Annotated in this window: 19 protein-coding genes; 11 read left to right on the top strand and 8 right to left on the bottom strand. The window is 69.4% G+C overall.

All coding sequences use genetic code 11. The annotated features are described in order from the left end of the window. The first annotated feature begins 16 nt into the window (after positions 1-16). The 3 genes from ccsB (at position 17) to ACFQS9_RS15300 (ending at position 4,006) form a co-directional block, all read left to right on the top strand. Positions 17-1,000: a c-type cytochrome biogenesis protein CcsB gene (ccsB, locus tag ACFQS9_RS15310; RefSeq protein ID WP_378406085.1), complete on the top strand. Its 984-nt coding sequence runs from the start codon at positions 17-19 to the stop codon at positions 998-1,000. A 28-nt stretch (positions 1,001-1,028) separates the two neighbouring features. Then, positions 1,029-2,198, top strand: a complete 1,170-nt coding sequence (locus ACFQS9_RS15305) for a MinD/ParA family ATP-binding protein (protein ID WP_378406524.1) — start codon at positions 1,029-1,031, stop codon at positions 2,196-2,198. Between the two features lie 149 nt (positions 2,199-2,347). Further along, on the top strand, positions 2,348-4,006 hold the full coding sequence (locus tag ACFQS9_RS15300; protein WP_378406083.1) for an NTF2-like N-terminal transpeptidase domain-containing protein: 1,659 nt from the start codon (positions 2,348-2,350) through the stop codon (positions 4,004-4,006). 33 nt (positions 4,007-4,039) lie between these two features. Here the strand turns inward: ACFQS9_RS15300 and ACFQS9_RS15295 are convergent, their stop codons facing one another. Both ACFQS9_RS15295 and ACFQS9_RS15290 read right to left on the bottom strand, forming a co-directional pair. Further along, complete coding sequence (locus ACFQS9_RS15295) at positions 4,040-4,243, bottom strand: hypothetical protein (protein ID WP_378406082.1); 204 nt, start codon at positions 4,241-4,243, stop codon at positions 4,040-4,042. A 116-nt stretch (positions 4,244-4,359) separates the two neighbouring features. Continuing rightward, positions 4,360-4,983: a TetR/AcrR family transcriptional regulator gene (locus tag ACFQS9_RS15290; protein WP_378406080.1), complete on the bottom strand. Its 624-nt coding sequence runs from the start codon at positions 4,981-4,983 to the stop codon at positions 4,360-4,362. 139 nt (positions 4,984-5,122) lie between these two features. Here ACFQS9_RS15290 and ACFQS9_RS15285 point away from each other — a divergent pair, with 139 nt between their 5' ends. Beyond that, positions 5,123-5,662, top strand: a complete 540-nt coding sequence (locus ACFQS9_RS15285) for a DoxX family protein (protein WP_378406078.1) — start codon at positions 5,123-5,125, stop codon at positions 5,660-5,662. Between the two features lie 151 nt (positions 5,663-5,813). Here ACFQS9_RS15285 and ACFQS9_RS15280 read toward each other — a convergent pair whose 3' ends face one another. Further along, on the bottom strand, positions 5,814-7,019 hold the full coding sequence (locus tag ACFQS9_RS15280) for a lipid-transfer protein (protein ID WP_378406076.1): 1,206 nt from the start codon (positions 7,017-7,019) through the stop codon (positions 5,814-5,816). Beyond that, positions 7,016-7,498 carry a Zn-ribbon domain-containing OB-fold protein gene (locus ACFQS9_RS15275; protein WP_378406075.1) on the bottom strand — a complete coding sequence of 161 codons (483 nt, stop codon included), beginning with the start codon at positions 7,496-7,498 and terminating at the stop codon, positions 7,016-7,018. Before ACFQS9_RS15275 ends, ACFQS9_RS15280 begins: the two co-directional genes overlap by 4 nt. A 143-nt stretch (positions 7,499-7,641) precedes the next feature. Here ACFQS9_RS15275 and ligD point away from each other — a divergent pair, with 143 nt between their 5' ends. After that, a complete protein-coding gene (gene ligD / locus ACFQS9_RS15270) occupies positions 7,642-8,616 on the top strand; it encodes a non-homologous end-joining DNA ligase (protein WP_378406073.1) in 975 nt (324 codons plus the stop codon). An 18-nt stretch (positions 8,617-8,634) separates the two neighbouring features. Here ligD and ACFQS9_RS15265 read toward each other — a convergent pair whose 3' ends face one another. Further along, a complete protein-coding gene (locus ACFQS9_RS15265; protein ID WP_378406071.1) occupies positions 8,635-8,847 on the bottom strand; it encodes a BldC family transcriptional regulator in 213 nt (70 codons plus the stop codon). A 162-nt stretch (positions 8,848-9,009) separates the two neighbouring features. Between ACFQS9_RS15265 and ACFQS9_RS15260 the strand changes: the two genes are divergently transcribed. From ACFQS9_RS15260 to ACFQS9_RS15250, 3 genes are all read left to right on the top strand, one after another. Then, positions 9,010-9,348, top strand: a complete 339-nt coding sequence (locus tag ACFQS9_RS15260) for a DUF4229 domain-containing protein (RefSeq protein WP_378406069.1) — start codon at positions 9,010-9,012, stop codon at positions 9,346-9,348. Then, the gene (gene cds1, locus ACFQS9_RS15255) at positions 9,345-10,442 is read left to right on the top strand and encodes an L-cysteine desulfhydrase Cds1 (RefSeq protein WP_378406067.1); all 1,098 of its coding nucleotides are present in this window, start codon (positions 9,345-9,347) and stop codon (positions 10,440-10,442) included. Before ACFQS9_RS15260 ends, cds1 begins: the two co-directional genes overlap by 4 nt. A 91-nt stretch (positions 10,443-10,533) precedes the next feature. Beyond that, positions 10,534-11,622: a tetratricopeptide repeat protein gene (locus ACFQS9_RS15250; protein ID WP_378406065.1), complete on the top strand. Its 1,089-nt coding sequence runs from the start codon at positions 10,534-10,536 to the stop codon at positions 11,620-11,622. Positions 11,623-11,952: 330 nt separating this feature from the next. Here ACFQS9_RS15250 and ACFQS9_RS15245 read toward each other — a convergent pair whose 3' ends face one another. Both ACFQS9_RS15245 and ACFQS9_RS15240 read right to left on the bottom strand, forming a co-directional pair. Next, the gene (locus ACFQS9_RS15245) at positions 11,953-13,839 is read right to left on the bottom strand and encodes an ABC transporter ATP-binding protein (RefSeq protein ID WP_378406063.1); all 1,887 of its coding nucleotides are present in this window, start codon (positions 13,837-13,839) and stop codon (positions 11,953-11,955) included. Positions 13,840-13,970: 131 nt separating this feature from the next. Then, positions 13,971-14,444: a cupin domain-containing protein gene (locus ACFQS9_RS15240; protein WP_378406061.1), complete on the bottom strand. Its 474-nt coding sequence runs from the start codon at positions 14,442-14,444 to the stop codon at positions 13,971-13,973. 317 nt (positions 14,445-14,761) lie between these two features. Between ACFQS9_RS15240 and ACFQS9_RS15235 the strand changes: the two genes are divergently transcribed. Next, entirely contained in the window at positions 14,762-15,130 is a 369-nt protein-coding gene (locus tag ACFQS9_RS15235; protein WP_378406059.1) for a hypothetical protein, read from the top strand. Positions 15,131-15,205: 75 nt separating this feature from the next. Continuing rightward, positions 15,206-15,682: a DUF8021 domain-containing protein gene (locus ACFQS9_RS15230; RefSeq protein WP_378406058.1), complete on the top strand. Its 477-nt coding sequence runs from the start codon at positions 15,206-15,208 to the stop codon at positions 15,680-15,682. 36 nt (positions 15,683-15,718) lie between these two features. Here the strand turns inward: ACFQS9_RS15230 and ACFQS9_RS15225 are convergent, their stop codons facing one another. Further along, a complete protein-coding gene (locus tag ACFQS9_RS15225) occupies positions 15,719-16,021 on the bottom strand; it encodes a hypothetical protein (RefSeq protein ID WP_378406056.1) in 303 nt (100 codons plus the stop codon). A 114-nt stretch (positions 16,022-16,135) separates the two neighbouring features. On the opposite strand from ACFQS9_RS15225, the gene ACFQS9_RS15220 reads away from it, so the two are divergent. Further along, entirely contained in the window at positions 16,136-16,351 is a 216-nt protein-coding gene (locus ACFQS9_RS15220) for a helix-turn-helix domain-containing protein (protein ID WP_378406054.1), read from the top strand. Positions 16,352-16,353: the final 2 nt, after the last annotated feature.

Below are 16,353 nucleotides of genomic sequence, written 5' to 3'. Positions count from 1 at the left end.
GGCGCAGGAGAGAACCATGCCGATCAACGAGACCATTGCCCAATACAGCGACTGGGCCTTCGAGTCTGCGTTCGCGATCTACGTCCTGGCGTTCGTGCTGCTGATCGCCCAGTACGCGACCGCGCGGGCGAACGAGGTGCAGGCCCGCGAGGCGCGCGAGTTGGTGGCCGCAGGCGGCGTTACCGCGCCCGCGGCACCGTCCGTGCCCGGCAAGGTGGTCGAGGCGCCGCGCAAGCCGTGGTCCGAGCGGCTCGGCAACATGGCACTCGCGCTGCTGGTCGTCGGCGTCGCGATGCAGATCGGCTCGATCGTGCTCCGCGGCTTCGCCACCGACCGGTTCCCGCTCGGCAACATGTACGAGTTCGTCACGATGGCGACCGCGGCCGCGATGGTGATCGGCCTGGTGCTGCTGCGCAAGCAGACCTACCGCTCGCTGTGGGTGTTCGTGCTCGTGGTGGTGATCCCGCTGATGTTCATGGCCGCGACCGTCCTGTACGCGGACGCCGCACCCGTCGTGCCCGCGCTGCGGTCGTTCTGGCTGCCCATCCACGTCACCATCGTGGCCACCGGTAGCGGCATCTTCCTGGTCTCCGGCGTCGCCAGCCTGATGTTCCTGCTCCGCATCCGGCAGCCGAAGGGCGAGGAGAGCGACGGATTCTGGGGCAAGCTCGCCGAGCGCCTGCCCGACGCGCAGACCCTCGACCGGCTCGCCTACCGCACGACCATCATCGCCTTCCCGCTGTTCGGTGCGGGCGTGATCCTCGGCGCCATCTGGGCGGAAGCGGCGTGGGGCCGGTTCTGGGGCTGGGACCCCAAGGAGACGGTGTCCTTCATCGCCTGGGTGATCTACGCCGCCTACCTGCACGCGCGGGCGACTTCCGGCTGGCGTGACACCAGGGCCGCGTGGATCAACATCGCGGGATTCGTCGCGATGCTGTTCAACCTGTTCATCATCAACATGGTGGTCTCCGGCCTGCACTCCTACGCCGGCCTGAACTGATTCTCCGATAGGAACCAGACCGCGCGGCCTGCTAGTGTCCCCAGCGCGGACCCGACGCTGGGCGGGTTCGGGGGGGAAGTCAGCAACACACAGGGGGAGTGCCGCCGTGGCGGAGAACAACGTCGGTTCGTGGGAGTCCGTGAGCCCGCAGGCGCCGGAGCCGTCTGCGCCGGTCCGTCCAGCCACTGCGCCGGATCCGTTCGCGCAGGCCGGGCCCTCGACGGCTCAGCAGACGCCCGAGCGGCACCACGTCGTCTCGGCCCGCGACCTCTCGACGTCGCTGTTGCTCAAGCAGGTCAAGCCCGCCCCGACGGCGGGGTGGCGCAAGGCGCTGTACCAGCTGTCGGGCCGGCGCATCAACGTCGGGAACAGCGCCAAGGAGCAGCGCCGCCTGGAACTGACCAAGCAGGTCAACCAGCCGCTGCAGGGCTGTTACAAGATCGCGCTGCTCAGCCTCAAGGGCGGCGTCGGCAAGACCACGACGACCGCGACGCTCGGTTCCACCTTCTCCTCGCTGCGCGGCGACCGGGTCATCGCGGTCGACGCGAACCCGGACCGCGGCACCCTGAGCCAGAAGATCCCGCTCGAGACGCCCGCGACGGTGCGCAACCTGCTGCGGGACGCCGACAGCATCGAGAAGTACAGCGACGTCCGCGGTTACACCTCGCAGAGCAGGCACCGCCTCGAGGTGCTCGCCTCGGACAGCGACCCGGCCGTTTCCGAGGCGTTCAGCGCCGAGGACTACTCGACCACCATCGACATGCTCGAGAAGTTCTACTCGATCGTGCTGACGGACTGTGGCACCGGGCTGATGCACTCGGCGATGCAGTCCATCCTCGAGGAGGCCGACTCGCTGGTCGTGGTGAGCTCGGGCTCCGTCGACGGCGCCCGCAGCGCGTCGGCGACCCTGGACTGGCTCGACGCGCACGGGTACGCGGACCTGGTGCGCAAGTCGGTGGCGGTGGTCAACGCCGTGCGTCCGCGCTCGGGCAAGGTGGACCTCGCCAAGGTCGTCGAGCACTTCGAGCAGCGCTGCCGGGCGGTGCGCCTGATCCCGTTCGACCCGCACCTGGAGGAGGGGGCCGAGATCGACCTCGACCGGCTCCGACCGCAGACCAGGAACGCCCTCCTCGAGCTGGCCGCGGCGGTCGCCTCGGACTTCCCGATGTCGAGCTTCGCGATGCAGGATCGGCTCTGACACAAGAGATTTGCTCTTGATCGGGCCGTGAGCGTCGCGTGATCCAAACCTGACGGTCGGCCTCAGCGTTCGCGCAACGTCACCCAACTGTGGCGGACTTGTGACCCCGTGTCCGCTGAGATAACGGGCTTTGAGCGCATGATCGGAACATGCGCGCGGTCCGGCACAAGCTACGGATGTGGAACGGTCTTGCGCTGGCCACTGCGCTCTCGCTCGCGGTCGGGGTGGTCGGCGGATTTTTCGACGGCCCCGAGACCGACCCGGAATCGGTGGTCGAGCGCTTCGCCGCCGCCCTCACCGAGGGTGACGTCAGCGAGGCGGCCGAGCTGACCTCGTATCCGAACGCGGCCAAGGCGGCCATCACTCAGGCCTTCGACGGCCTGCGCGCGGAGAAGGCCGCGTTCGAGGTCAACCAGTTCATCCCGCTCGGCGACGATGCCGGGATCTTCAACGCGACCGCGGACTGGACGTTCGGCGACGGAAAGAACTGGCAGTACAACATCAACGGCCGCGTCCGGAAGCTCAGCGTCGGCTGGCGGGTGTCGTGGCAACCGCAGATCCTCGCGCCGGGGCTGGGCCACGGCCGGATCCTCCGCTACGACCGCACGGACGCCGCACCCCCGCGGGTGTTCGACCTCGCAGGGAACCTGATGATGACCGAGCAGCGGATCAACACGGTCACCCTCGATCCCGCCGCCATGCCCGACCCGGTGCTCAGCACGAACCGGCTGGCCAAGGTCATCGAGCCCGTCGCGCCGCTCATCACCGGGGCGACGATGATGCAGGAGCTCGCCGGCGCGCCGGGCCAGCGGCTCACCGCCGTGAGCCTGCGCGACGATGATTTCGCGGTACTCGAGGACGACCTGCGGGCGATCCCCGGCGTCGTGATCGTCCAGACGCCCAAACTGATCTCCCACGACCGCCGGATCTCGGGACCGCTCGTCGACGCGATGCGCGACGTGTGGCAGTTGAACCGGGACGCGACCCAGGGCTGGGCGGTGAACGCGGTGGAGCCCGACGGCACCGCCCTCAAGCAGACCGGCTTCCAGGGCCCACCCGGGCCGGACATCCGCTCCGCGCTCGACCCACGGGTGCAGCTGGCGGCCACGGAGGCGGCCGTCACCGTCGGCACCCCCGCCGCCGTCGTCGCGATCCAGCCTTCCACCGGCGCGGTGCTGGCGGTGGCACAGAACAACCAGGCCTCCGAGCTGGGGCCGATCGCGTTCACCGGGCTGTACCCGGCGGGGTCGGCGCTGGCCGCGGTGGATGTCGCCGCCGACGCCCAGCGCACCGACCGGCTCACCGCGGCGCGGCAGCTGGGACTGGCGATGGACTACCAGATCCCGGGCCTCGAGCAGCGGACGGACGACCTGACCGGGGGAGCGGACAGCGTGCTGCGCGTGACCGGGTCCCGTGACGGTGAGGGGCCGCGGGTGAGCCCGTTCGGCATGGCCCTCGTCGCCGCCTCCGTGGCGCGCGGGTCGACGGCGGTCCCGGTCATCGCCGGCGGGCAACCCGCCACCACCGATGCCTCGGCGGAACCGCTGCCGCAGCCGGTCACCGACCGACTGCGGGGCATGATGCGCGACACGGTGGCGCGCGGGGCGGGTTCCCTGTTGAACGGGTATCCCGACCTGATCGGTATGGCCGGGGCGCACGAGGACGACCGGTGGTTCTTCGGGTCCCGGGGGGACCTCGCGTTCGCGGTCTACGTACAGGACGCGGACGGATCGGACCGCGCCGTCAAGATGACCGATCGGATGTTCCGGGAACTGGCCAAGCCGCCGGAGGCCCCGGCGGGGCGCTGACCCGCGTGAGTCCCGAGACGTCAGACCGACGCGTCAGTCCGGGGGATCCTTCGGGCCGCCGTCCGGGGAATCGCCGGACGAGGGCCGGGCCTTCCGGCTCATCCGCCACAGGAACTCCGGATCGTCGTCGGGACCGAGGACGCGGCCTGCGGGCGGCGTGGACGTGTCGGGGCCGAAGGCCTTCCACAGCAGCACGGCCAGGACCACCAGGACGACGAGCGCCAACAGGTAGATCACGATGCACCTCCAAGCCCACAGCGTGCAGTCGTCCTGCAGCACCCTTCACTCAGGTTCGAGTCTAGTCCGTCCCGGTATCCCGGACCTGTCGCATCCGTGCCGCGCTTCGGCGCGATTCAGGCCCGGTAGTAGTTGAGGAACATGTCGACCCCGGTGGTGATCAGCTCCTCGGTCAGCTCGTCGTCGAGGCGGTCGCCGTACGCGCTGTGGATGATGTGCGGGTACAGCACGAGCGCATAGAACTGGATGACCGCCAGGTCCATGTTCGGGATGTCGAGTTCGTCGCGATCACGCAACGCGGCGACGAGAACCGGCGTGAACCTGTTGGGCCCCTGATCGCGCCAGGCTCGGCCCAGCTCGGGAAACCGCCTGCCCTCGCCGGTGACGAGGGCGCGCAGTGCGAGGACCTCGGGCTGGACGATCCCGTCAACCCATCCGCGCGCGGTGATGGTGAGGACCTCCCTGATGTCCTCGGTGTCGCGCAATCGCTCGTCCATCTTGAGGAAGGTCTGTCCCAGCGCCTGCTCGAGCGCGTCGCTCACGACCTCGGCGAACAGCTCCTCCTTGCTGCCGAAGTGGTTGTAGACCGTCACTTTCGACACGCCGGCCTCCGCGGCGATGAGATCCATGCTGGCGCTGAAGCCCTGCTGGAGGAACTCGGCGCGGGCCGCGCGAACGATCGCGACCCGCTTGCGCGCGGCGCGATCTCCGGTCGGGGATTGCCTCGGGCTCGGAACCATCGGCCGATACTAGATCAAAATGAACTGTACCGTTGAGTTCACATGAACTGATCTGTACCGTACAGTTCAGTTGGCGTCCGGCACCGGGTGCCCGCGCAACCACGGGCGGCGATCCGCGCCGCCGAGAAAGGGAACGGCCATGACCAAGAGCGTCCTCAGCACCGCGACCGCCGGCTCGAATCGGGGCGACACCGATCGACCGCCGGCGGGATCGGTCGCGGCGCCGGCGCCCGCCGCGGTGCGCGGCGACGATGTGTACGCACGGCTGGCCGGACCGACGCTGTCAGCGGTTCGCGTCGTGATCGGCTTCCTGTGGCTCTGCCACGGCCTCATGGCCATGTTCGGCTGGTTCGGGGGAGTCGACGGGCACGGCGGCGCCGCCGCGGTCGGGTCGTGGCCGGGCTACTGGGCGGGCCTGATCGAACTGGTCGGGGGATCGCTGATCCTGATCGGCTTGGCCACCCGGCCTGCGGCGCTGATCGGGTCGGGCGCGATGGCGTACGCGTACTTCAGCGTGCATCAGCCCGAGGCGGCATTGCCGATCCAGAACATGGGCGAGTCCGCGGCGTTGTACAGCTGGATCTTCCTGCTGTTCGCGGTGCTGGGTGCGGGCCCGTTCTCGGCGGACGCGCTGTTGCGACGGCGCCGCGCGCGGTCGTGGGCCGTGCGCGGGGCGTGATCACCGAGGACGTGATCACCGAGGGCATGAGCGCCGAGGGTGCTGCCCGGCGGGAATGTGCTGTGAAAGACGAACGGGTGGTTGTCGGGCAGGCCTGATGGCCGATGCTCCGACAACCACCCGTTCGGGGGAGGTGCTGGGGTGTGCCGCGTCAGGCCGAGACGATCACCGAGGAGCCGTGGCCGAACAGGCCCTGGTTCGCGGTGATGCCGATGCGGGCGCCCTCCACCTGACGGCCCTCGGCCTGCCCGCGCAGCTGCCAGGTGAGCTCGCAGACCTGCGCCAGTGCCTGGGCGGGCACGGCCTCGCCGAAGCAGGCCAGGCCGCCGGACGGATTGACCGGGATGCGGCCGCCGATGGTGGTCTCGCCCGCGCGCAGCAGGTGCTCGGCCTCGCCGCGCTTGCACAGCGCGAGGTCCTCGATCCAGTCCAGCTCGACCGAGGTGGCCAGGTCGTAGACCTCGGCGACGTCGACGTCCTCCGGCGAGATGCCGGCCTCCTCGTACGCCGCGTAGCCGATCGACTCCTTGAAGGTCCGCTCCGGTGCGGGCACAGCGGAGGCCGAGTCGGTGGAGAAGTTCGGCATGTCCATGATGGTCTGCGGGAACGTCGGCGTGACGGTCGAGATCGCCTTGATCCGAACCGGTTCCGCGATGCCCATCTTGCGGGCGTACTCCATCGAGGTGAGGATGATCGCCGCGCCGCCGTCGGAGGTCGCGCAGATGTCCAGCAGGTGCAGCGGGTTGGACACCACGGGGGAGGCCAGCACGTCGGCCGCCGTGACCTCCTTGCGGTAGCGGGCGTTCGGGTTGTTCAGGCCGTGCTTGGCGTTCTTGACCTTGACCGCGGCGAAGTCCTCCGGGGTGGCGCCGTACAGGTCGATGCGGCGGCGCGCGTTGAGCGCGAAGTAGGCCGGGTTGGTCATGCCCATCAGGCGGAACCGCAGCCAGTCCGGGTCGTCCCAGCGCTCGCCCGCGACCGGTGCGAGGAAGCCCTTGGGGGTGGTGTCGGCGCCGACGACGAGGGCGACGTCGGACAGGCCTGCCAGGATCCGGGCGCGGGCGGTGTCGAGCGCCTGGGCGCCGGTCGCGCACGCGGCGTAGGAGGTGGCGACGCGGGCGCCGTTCCAGCCGAGGGCCTGGGCGAAGGTCGCGCCCGCGACGTATCCGCCGTAGCCGTTGCGGACGGTCTCACCGCCGACGATGAAGTCGACGTCCTGCCAGTTCACACCGGAGTCGGCGAGGGCGGCGCGCGCGGCCGCGACGCCGTACTTCACGAACGACTGGCCCCACTTGCCCCAGGGGTGCATGCCGACGCCGAGGATCGCGACGTCGTTGTTGGATCCTGCGCCGCTCATGCCTGTGCTCCGTTCGCGTTCGTGTCGGTGGTGGTCGGCTTCCAGCGCCAGGTGGTGCGCACACCGGTCTCGTCCGTGTAGAGCGGCTCGACGACCAGCTCCACGTCGTCACCGACCTTCAGATCGTCGACGCCGAAGCCGTCGGCGACCTGTCCGAGGACGACGAGGCCCTCCGGCAGCTCGACCGCGGCGAGCGCGAACGGCACGTACGGGTCGGTGGCCGGGATGTACGGGGCGGGCGGCTGGTACTGGGCGTCGGTGTACGACCACACCTTGCCGTGGCGGGAGAGCTCGACGTCCTCGAACTCCTCACCGGAGCAGGCCGGGTTCTTGCAGAAGGTGGTCTCCCGCGGGAACGAGATCGTGCCGCACGATTGGCACGAGGTGCCGATCAGGGCCGGAGCCGGGCCGGTGGTGAACCAGCCCGCTACCGCTGGTGTGACGCTGTCGCCGGCGGCCTGTGTGGCGGTGTCGCTCATGCAAACCTCATCTGCTGTCGAGCCTGATCGGACGGTCGGGGCCCGGGCCCCGAAGTAGAACGTGTTGCAGTATCGCACGGGATCGGCGTTGTCGAGGCCGAGATCCCGCCCAGCGGGCGCCCGATCCGGATACGTTGTGAACCATGACTGCCGAGAAGGGCAGGAGTCCGGCCGTCGAGATCGAGGTCGACGGCCGGATGGTGCGCGTCTCGAACCCGGATCGCGTCTATTTTCCCGCAATCGGCGCCACCAAGCTCGATCTCGTCGAGTACCACCTGTCCGTCGGCGACGGCATCGTGCGCGCGCTCTACGAGCGGCCGTGCATGCTGCACCGCTTCCCCGAGGGGTTGGCGGGGGAGAAGGTGCACCAGAAGCGGATCCCGCGCGGCGCGCCGCCGTGGCTCGAGACGGTCCGCCTGCATTTCCCCCGCTACGACAGGTACGCCGACGAGCTGTGCGTGACCGAGTTGGCCGCCGTCGCGTGGGCAGTGCAGATGAGCACGGTCGAATTCCATCCGTGGAACAGCCGCCGCGGACACACCGAGATGCCCGACGAATGGAGGATCGACCTGGACCCGATGCCGGACTGCGACTTCGGCCGGGTGCGTCGCGTCGCAGCGATCGCGCACGAGGTCCTCGACGAGATCGGTGCGACCGGATGGCCGAAGACGTCGGGCGGCCGCGGCCTGCACATCTACGTCCGGATCGCGCCGGAACACGATTTCGCCGAGGTCCGGCTGGCGGCGCTGGCGTTCGCGCGGGAGGTCGAGCGGCGCGCGCCCGACGAGGTGACCACGACGTGGTGGCGCAAGGATCGGGACCCTGCCGCGTTGTTCGTCGACTACAACCAGAACGCCCGCGACCACACGATGGCCGCGGCGTACTCGGTGCGCGGGGTCCCGGACGCGCGGGTCTCCGCGCCGCTGCGGTGGGACGAGATCGACGAGGCGAGGCCCGCGGACTTCACGATCCGCACGATGCCCGGCCGATTCGCGGAGTGCGGCGACCTGCACAAGGAGATCGACGATGCGGTGTTCGACATCGCGCCGCTGCTCGAGTGGGCCGAGCGCGATGCGCGTGGCGGCGCCGAGGTGCCGCCCGAGCCGGAGCGGACCTGACGGTGGCGCCGGCCCCGGTCAGCGAGTGGTGGCCTCGGTGGTGAGCGACTCCAGCAGCGCCATGACCTCGGACTCGCGGAAGCGTCGGTGGCCGCCGGGGGTTCGCACGGAGCCGAGGCGTCCGGCATGTGCCCATCGGGTGACCGTCTTCGGGTCGACGTGGAACAGGGCGGCGACCTGACCTGGGGTCAGCAGCGATTCCTGGGTGGCGCGGAACGACGGGGCGCTCATCGAGGATCCTCCATGGGCTTGGCGGGACGGACGGTGCGGACATCCTGGCACCCGGCGCCCCGGGTACTCGAACGATCCCGGTTTGGTAAAGCGGAGGTAATTCGCAAATCGGATAAGTCCGGCACCCGAGTCCGGTGATCGGCGGGTCGGTAACCTGGGAGGGTGACTGATTCCTCGCAGAACCCCGCCCCGTCGAACGCCAAACGCTCGCTGGCCAGGGATCTCGGTCTGTACACCCTGGCCCGGTTGGGTCTCGTCGTGGTGATCGCGGCGATCATCCTCGGCGTCAGTCAGTTGGTGGACGTGGACGTGCCGCTGCTGGTGGCGCTGATCTTCGCGGTGATCATCGCGCTGCCGCTCTCGCTGGTGCTGTTCGGGAAGCTGCGCACCCGGGTCAACGAGGAGATCTCCGCGGTGGACGCCAAGCGCCGCGCCGACCGCGACGATCTGCGCGCCAAGCTCCGCGGCGACGGATCCGGTGACGCCGACGGCCGACGGTGAGGGCCACCACGGGCGTCGTGGACCACAGCGCGCCCAGGGACTGGGTGGACAACGCGGTCCGGCTGATCGACGCCGACTCGCAGCGGAGCGCGGACACGCATCTGCTGCGCTACCCGCTGCCGGTCGAGTGGGACATCCAGCTCTACCTCAAGGACGAGTCCACGCACATCACCGGGAGCCTCAAGCACCGGCTCGCGCGGTCGCTGTTCCTGTACGCCATCTGCAACGGCTGGGTGACCGAGGGCACCACCGTCATCGAGGCCTCGTCCGGGTCGACCGCCGTCAGCGAGGCCTACTTCGCGAAGTTGCTGGGGCTGGACTTCGTCGCGGTGATGCCGCGCAGCACCAGCCCGGCGAAGATCGCGCTCATCGAGGCGCAGGGCGGCAGTTGTCACTTCATCGATCGCCCGTCGGAGATCTACGCGGAGGCGAGCCGGCTGGCGTCCCAGTGCAACGGTCACTACATGGACCAGTTCACCCACGCGGAGCGGGCAACCGACTGGCGCGGGAACAACAACATCGCCGAGTCGATCTTTCAGCAGATGACTCTCGAGCAGCACCCGATCCCGGAATGGGTGGTGGTCGGCGCGGGCACCGGTGGCACCAGCGCCACCATCGGGCGCTACATCCGCTACCGCAGGCACGCCACCCGACTGCTGGTGGTGGACCCCGAGAACTCGGCGTTCATCGGCGGCTACGAGACCGGATCCGCCGCGTACGAGACCGGCATGCCGTCGAGGATCGAGGGCATCGGCCGGCCGCGTGTCGAGCCCTCGTTCGTCGGGCAGGTCGTGGACCGGATGGTGCCGGTACCGGATGCGGGGTCGATCGCGGCGGCCAGGCACGTCAGTGAGGTCCTCGGCCGCCGGGTGGGCGGGTCGACCGGGACCAACGTGTGGGGTGCGTTCGGCGTGATCGCCGAGATGCTCGCCGCGGGTCGCACGGGCAGCGTCGTCACCCTGCTCTGCGACGGCGGGGAGCGGTACGCGGGGACGTATTTCAACGACGAGTGGGTGCGCGGCGAGGGCATCGACCTGGCGGCGCCCACCGCGGTGCTGGAGGATTTCGCGGTCACCGGGCGCTGGTCGGCCTGACATTCGCCTCGCCGGGTGCGGCCGATCGCCGCGGGAGGATGCGACGATGGTCGCAGTGGAAGTGCACCTTTGCAGCCCCTAGGCAGGTGACATGGCCGATCCGGATATCGTTCGGCAGGCAGTCGAACTCCACAATGTTGCCCTACGTGAACGTGTGGCCGGCCGAACGGCTCTCGCGTACGACGCCTGCCTCAAAGCGCTCGGCGTCCTCGAACGTGAGTGCGGCGTCGACTCGCCCGACGTCGCCGTTGCTCTCATCACCTTGGGACTGTTACGCGAGGATGCGGGCCAGTTCAGCGAAGCCGAGGACGCGTTTCGTCGCGCGGTGCGGATCCTCTCCGTTCACGACGAGGAATCAACGGTCGTGGCACGGGTGCGCGCTCTGGGCAATCTCGGTCGCCTGCACCGGGTGCAGAGTCGTCTCGAGGAGGCCGAGCGGTGCTACCTCGAAGCAATCCGGCTGACCGAGCGCGTGCTGGGCTCGGACAGTCCAGAACTATCCGTGCTACAGAACGAGCTGGCCGTCGTCTACAAATATGCGGCACGCTATGACGAGGCGGTCGCCTGGTACCGGCGTGCACTCGACGCTGTCGAGGCCGAGTTCGGCCCGGAGCACGTCGAGGCGGCGACCATCTGGCACAACCTCGGCGGAATCGAACATGCGCGTGGCCGTTTCGCCGAGGGTGAGCCGTACGCGCGGCGATCGGTTGAGATCCGGGAGGCCGCTCTCGGCGCCGATCATCCCGCGGTGGCGGCTGACGTCGCGGCCCTCGCAGCGCTCGTGCAGGAGCAGGGCCGGCTCGACGAGGCGGAGAGGCTCTACCGAAGGGCCATAACAGTTTTCGAGTCCGCGACCGAGTCGGACGCGTATGAGCTGGCGGTGAACTACAACAATCTGGGGGCGCTGTACGCGACACGCGAACAGTGGTCCGCGGCAGAGCAGTTGTATCGGCGTGCATTGCGCCTCAAGGAAGACCTGCTCGGGCCCGACCACCCGGACGTGGCCATGACCGTGCACAACCTCGCCGTGCTGCGCACCGAGCAGGGCCGTACCGAAGAGGCGCAACAGCTTTACCAGCGGGCGCTGGCCAGTTTCGAGGCCGGCCTCGGGCCCGACCACCCGAAAACCCGCACCTGCCGTGGCGAATTGGATGCATTGCAGCGCGGGTCTGTGGGCTGAGCAGCGTTATCGGGGCGCCTTCGTCAGGACCCGACTGGTGGTGAGGAGCACCTCGTTGTGTTGGCCGGTACGGCCTGCCTCCGCGAGGGCGAGACCCGGCCCGAGCGACGGTGTTCATCCGATCTCCTTTGGCGGCTGGGATTCTGGAGTGCCCCCTACGGTCGGCCACCGGGGCCGCCCCGACTACACACCCAAGGGTGCACTTCAGCGCACGAGAGTGTGAACTGGCGAACGTCCCGCGGCGTCTATGTCGAACCGATACCCGCGGCCAAGACCTGAGCCGGGCTCGGGCAGGACGCGACGGTCGATCACGTCCTGCCCGAACGCATCTCAGTGGGCGGCGACCTTCGCGTCGTCGGTGTCCGCGAACTGGGTGCGGTAGAGCTCCTCGTACCGTCCGCCGACGGCGAGCAACTCGTTGTGCGTGCCGCGCTCGACGACCCGCCCGTCCTCGACGACCAGGATCAGGTCCGCGGCCCGGATGGTGGACAGTCGGTGTGCGATGACCACCGAGGTGCGTCCGGCCAGCGCCTCACCGAGGGCAGCCTGGACGGCCGCCTCCGAGGTGGAGTCCAGGTGCGCGGTGGCCTCGTCGAGGATCACCACCCGCGGGTGCGCGAGCAGCAGGCGGGCGATGGTCAGTCGCTGGCGCTCGCCGCCGGAGAGGCGGTATCCCCGCTCGCCGACGACGGTGTCCAGGCCGTCGGGCAGCGACTCGATGAGCTCGGTCAGGCGGGCCCGGCCGAGCACCTCCCACAGCTGCTCCTCGGTCGCCTCGGGCCGGGCCAGGAGCAGGTTCGCGCGGATCGACTCGTGGAACAGGTGCCCGTCCTGGGTGACCATCCCGACCGCGCCACGGATCGACGCGGCGGACAGCTCACGCACGTCCACCCCCGACAGCCGGATGGTGCCGGTGTCGGCGTCGTAGAGCCGGGGAACGAGCTGCGCGATGGTGGATTTGCCCGCGCCGGACGAGCCGACGAGCGCGACCATCTGGCCCGGCTCAGCGCGGAACGACACCTCGTGGAGGACCTCCACGCCGCCGCGGTTGTCGAGCTGGGCGACCTCCTCGAGCGAGGCGAGCGAGACCTTGTCCGCGGACGGGTAGGCGAAGCGCACCTTGTCGAACTCCACCGAGACCGGCCCGTCGGGGACCGGAAGGGGGTTCGGCTTCTCCGCGATCAGCGGCTCGAGGTCGAGCACCTCGAAGACCCGCTCGAAGCTGACCAACGCGCTCATCACCTCGACCCGGGCGCTCGCGAGGGCGGTCAGCGGCGCGTACAGCCTGGTCAGCAGCAAGGCAAGGGCCACAACCGAACCCGCGTCGAGCTGACCCTTGAGAGCGTAGAAGCCGCCGAGTCCGTAGACCAGGGCGAGGGCCAGCGCCGAGACGAGGGTCAGCGCGGTGACGAAGGCGGACTGCACCATCGCGGTGCGCACCCCGATGTCGCGAACCCGACCCGCGCGGGTCGCGAACTCCGCGGATTCGTCGGCGGGCCGGCCGAACAGCTTGACCAGAGTCGCGCCGGGAGCGGAGAAACGCTCCGTCATCTGCGTGCTCATGGTCGCGTTGTGGTTCGCCGCCTCGCGCTGCAGGTGGGCCATCCGCGATCCGATCCGGCGGGCGGGCAGGACGAAGACCGGCAGCAGCAGCAGCGAGAGCAGGGTGATCTGCCAGGAGATGCTGAGCATCACGACGAGGGTCAGGGTGAGGGTGACCAGGTTCGCGACCACACCGGAGAGGGTGTCGCTGAAGGCCCGCTGTGCGCCGATGACGTCGTTGTTGAGGCGGCTGACCAGCGCCCCTGTCCGGGTGCGGGTGAAGAACGCGATCGGCATCTTCTGCACGTGGTCGAAGACCGCGGTGCGCAGGTCGAGGATCAGGCCCTCGCCGATGCTCGCGGACAGAAAGCGGTTGTAGAGCGCGAGGCCGGCCTCGACGATCGCGATCAGGGCGATCAACACCGCGAGCCGGATCACGACGCTGGTGTCCGAGCCGTTGACGATGGCGTCGACCACGCGTCCCGCCAGTACGGGGGTGGCGACCGCGAGGACGGCCGTGACGATGCTGACCAGCAGGAACTGGGCGAGCTTGCGGTGGTGCGGGGTGGCGAAGCCGAGGATTCGACGGACCGTCGCCATCGAGAACGGCCGCTTCTCGTCGTGGGCGTTCATCATGCGGTACATCGAGCTCCACGCGACCGATTCCATACTCATGGTGGACCTCTCGGGGTTGTTGTGACCGGTGCAACGCTACGGAGGGGGTCCGACATACCCGGATGTCCCCGCCCGTCTGCACCGACCGTAGAACCTCGAGTTAACTTGAGGTCAAGCGTGCCGCGAGGCGGTCACTCGCAGCGGGCGGGCGCGTCCTGCGAGAAGGGTTCGTCGTCGGGGAGCAGGTAGGTCACCAGCAGGACCACCGGCTCGGTGCCGAGGTTCAGCCCGACGTGGTCGCCGCCCGGGTCCTCGGTGACCCAGGAGCCGGCGGGCGAGGCCTGCCGGGAACAGTCCGCGAACACCCGGGTCAGCGTGCCTGAGGCGACGATCCCCTGGACGTGGCCGTTGTGGTGGTGCCACCCCGTGCTGCCGCCCGGGGCGATCACGATCCGGCGCAGGGTGCCCTCCACCTCGTCGGAGACCGGCGGATGTCCGGGTGGCGGCGGGGGGAGCAGGATCGGATTGAGCTCGAGCTCGGCGAGGGTCTCCGCGGTCACGCCCGACGGCGGTGTGGCCAACGCGGGTCCGGCGACGCCCGCCGTGCACAGCGCGGCGAGGGCGGCGGGTACGGCCAGTCGTGCGAACGCGGTCACGGTGCTCATGTCCGGATCCATTCGGTTCGGAGAACCGGGGCGGCGGCGGGGCGGGATTGCCCGCGGCACGGCTCTCGCCTGTATCGATGGTGCCGCAGTCCGGCCGATTCCGCGACCGAACGGGCGGTTTGGCGATTCGTTGACTTTCCCCAGGGTGCAGCGAAGACTCTTGATTGGAAGAGTTCCGCAAACAGTGCGGTTACCAGCTTCCCGCAGCCTGTCAGCTGAGTAGCCGTCATCCATCGGAAGTGGCTGTCGATCCCATGTGAAATGGACGGTCGGGCAGGGATCGAGACGTCGGTGACGTTCAAGGAAGTGTTTCGATCATGTCGATCTCTGTTGTCCGGACCGCCGCGATGGCGGCCGCGACCATGGCCGCAACGGTGGCGCTGGTCGGCGCCGGTGCCGGAACCGCGGAAGCCCGGGTGACCTACTGGACCTACTTTTCCCCGGCCCCGTACACGGTGGTGTTCGTGATGTACCACGGCGCCCCGTACAACACTCAATGGTGTCAACTCAGGATCTTCAACTCCATACCCGCGGAAACCGTTGAGATACCGAGGGGAGTCGTCACGGTGACGAGGCCGTTCCCGGCGGTGCCGCTCGACCTCCCGGCAACGATGTACTGCGCGAGCAACCCCAACATGGCCGGGGCCTACCCGGTGCCTGGGCCGGCGACGGTCAGGTCTCTGTAGCTGACGTGCGTGCGTTCGAGGGGTGTCCTTCCTGATCCCGTCGCATCTGGAACAGGTTCTAGCTACGATGCGCCCATGCGCACCAGTCGAGTTCTCGCCCTGTCCGCCGCCGGGATCGCCACCGCGGTGGCCGTCGCGATGATCGCGGCGGGACCCGCGGCCGCCGGTCCCGCCGTGTCGGCCGATCCGACCCGAGTCGACAGCGAGCGCGAGGCGGTAGCCCGGGCCTACATCGACGCGCTGGTCTCGCACGACGCATCCGCGGTGAAGTTCGCCCCCGATGCCACCCGCGTCGAGGCCGGGCTCAAGACCGGCTTCTCCGGTCCGCAGATGACCCGGGATCTCGAGCACGGCCCCCAGTACCGGGTCATCCGGGGCATCAGGGAGCTGCGGATGTCCGAGTCCGGCGACGTGGTGACCACCACCTACCTGCTCGACGCGGGCGTCGGCGACGTGCGCCTGATGACCGTCGAGATCACCGAGACCTTCGAGGTCCCGGACGGGACCATCCACGCCATCGTCGCGCACATCAAGCCCAAGTCGCTCTTCTGAGCGGACGGTAGGTGGGCGGTCGGGTCGTGCCCCGACTCAGCCCTTGCTGATCAGCTGCGAGGCGAGCGCGGTGCCCGCGGCAACCGCGCCGACCGACGGCCACGCGCCGATCTTCTTCGCCAGCGGATGCGAGGCGCCGAACGCGCCGAGGTAGGTGCCGAGCAGCGCGGCGCCCCGCGCGGGTCCCGAGCCCCGTACCCAGTTGGCGGTGCACACGGCGCCGACGGCTGCGAGTACGGCGCCGCCGAGTGGGCGATTCCCGGTCTGGCGGGCCACGGCGAACCCGCCGACGAGTCCCCCTGCGGCGAGCGCGGATACGGCGGTCTTGGGCAGTGTCATCGGTGTTGCTCCTCGGTCGACGTCAGTTCACGCCACGGTAGCCGTCGTCGGCGCCATGCCGGTGATGTCAACTTGGCTTGACAAGCCGGGGCATGTCAATTTAAGTTGACAACCATGACCGAAGCAACGGATCTGGCCGCCGCGGCGGGCAGCCCCGACCCCAAGGTGGGCCTGCGGGCCGTGCTCGCCCTGCGCAGGCTGCTCGAACGACTGGAAGCGATCCAGGTTCAGAACGCCCGCCAGCAGGGCTGGTCCTGGCAGGCCATCGCCGACTCCCTGGAGGTCAGCAGGCAGGCCGTCCACCAGAAGCACAACCGGAGAGGGAGGTAGCC

Source organism: Rhodococcus daqingensis (assembly GCF_042665615.1).
GTDB classification, from domain to species: domain Bacteria; phylum Actinomycetota; class Actinomycetes; order Mycobacteriales; family Mycobacteriaceae; genus Rhodococcus_G; species Rhodococcus_G daqingensis.
The sequence above is the reverse complement of the archived record's forward strand: the minus strand, read 5'-3'. Positions and strand labels throughout refer to the sequence as shown.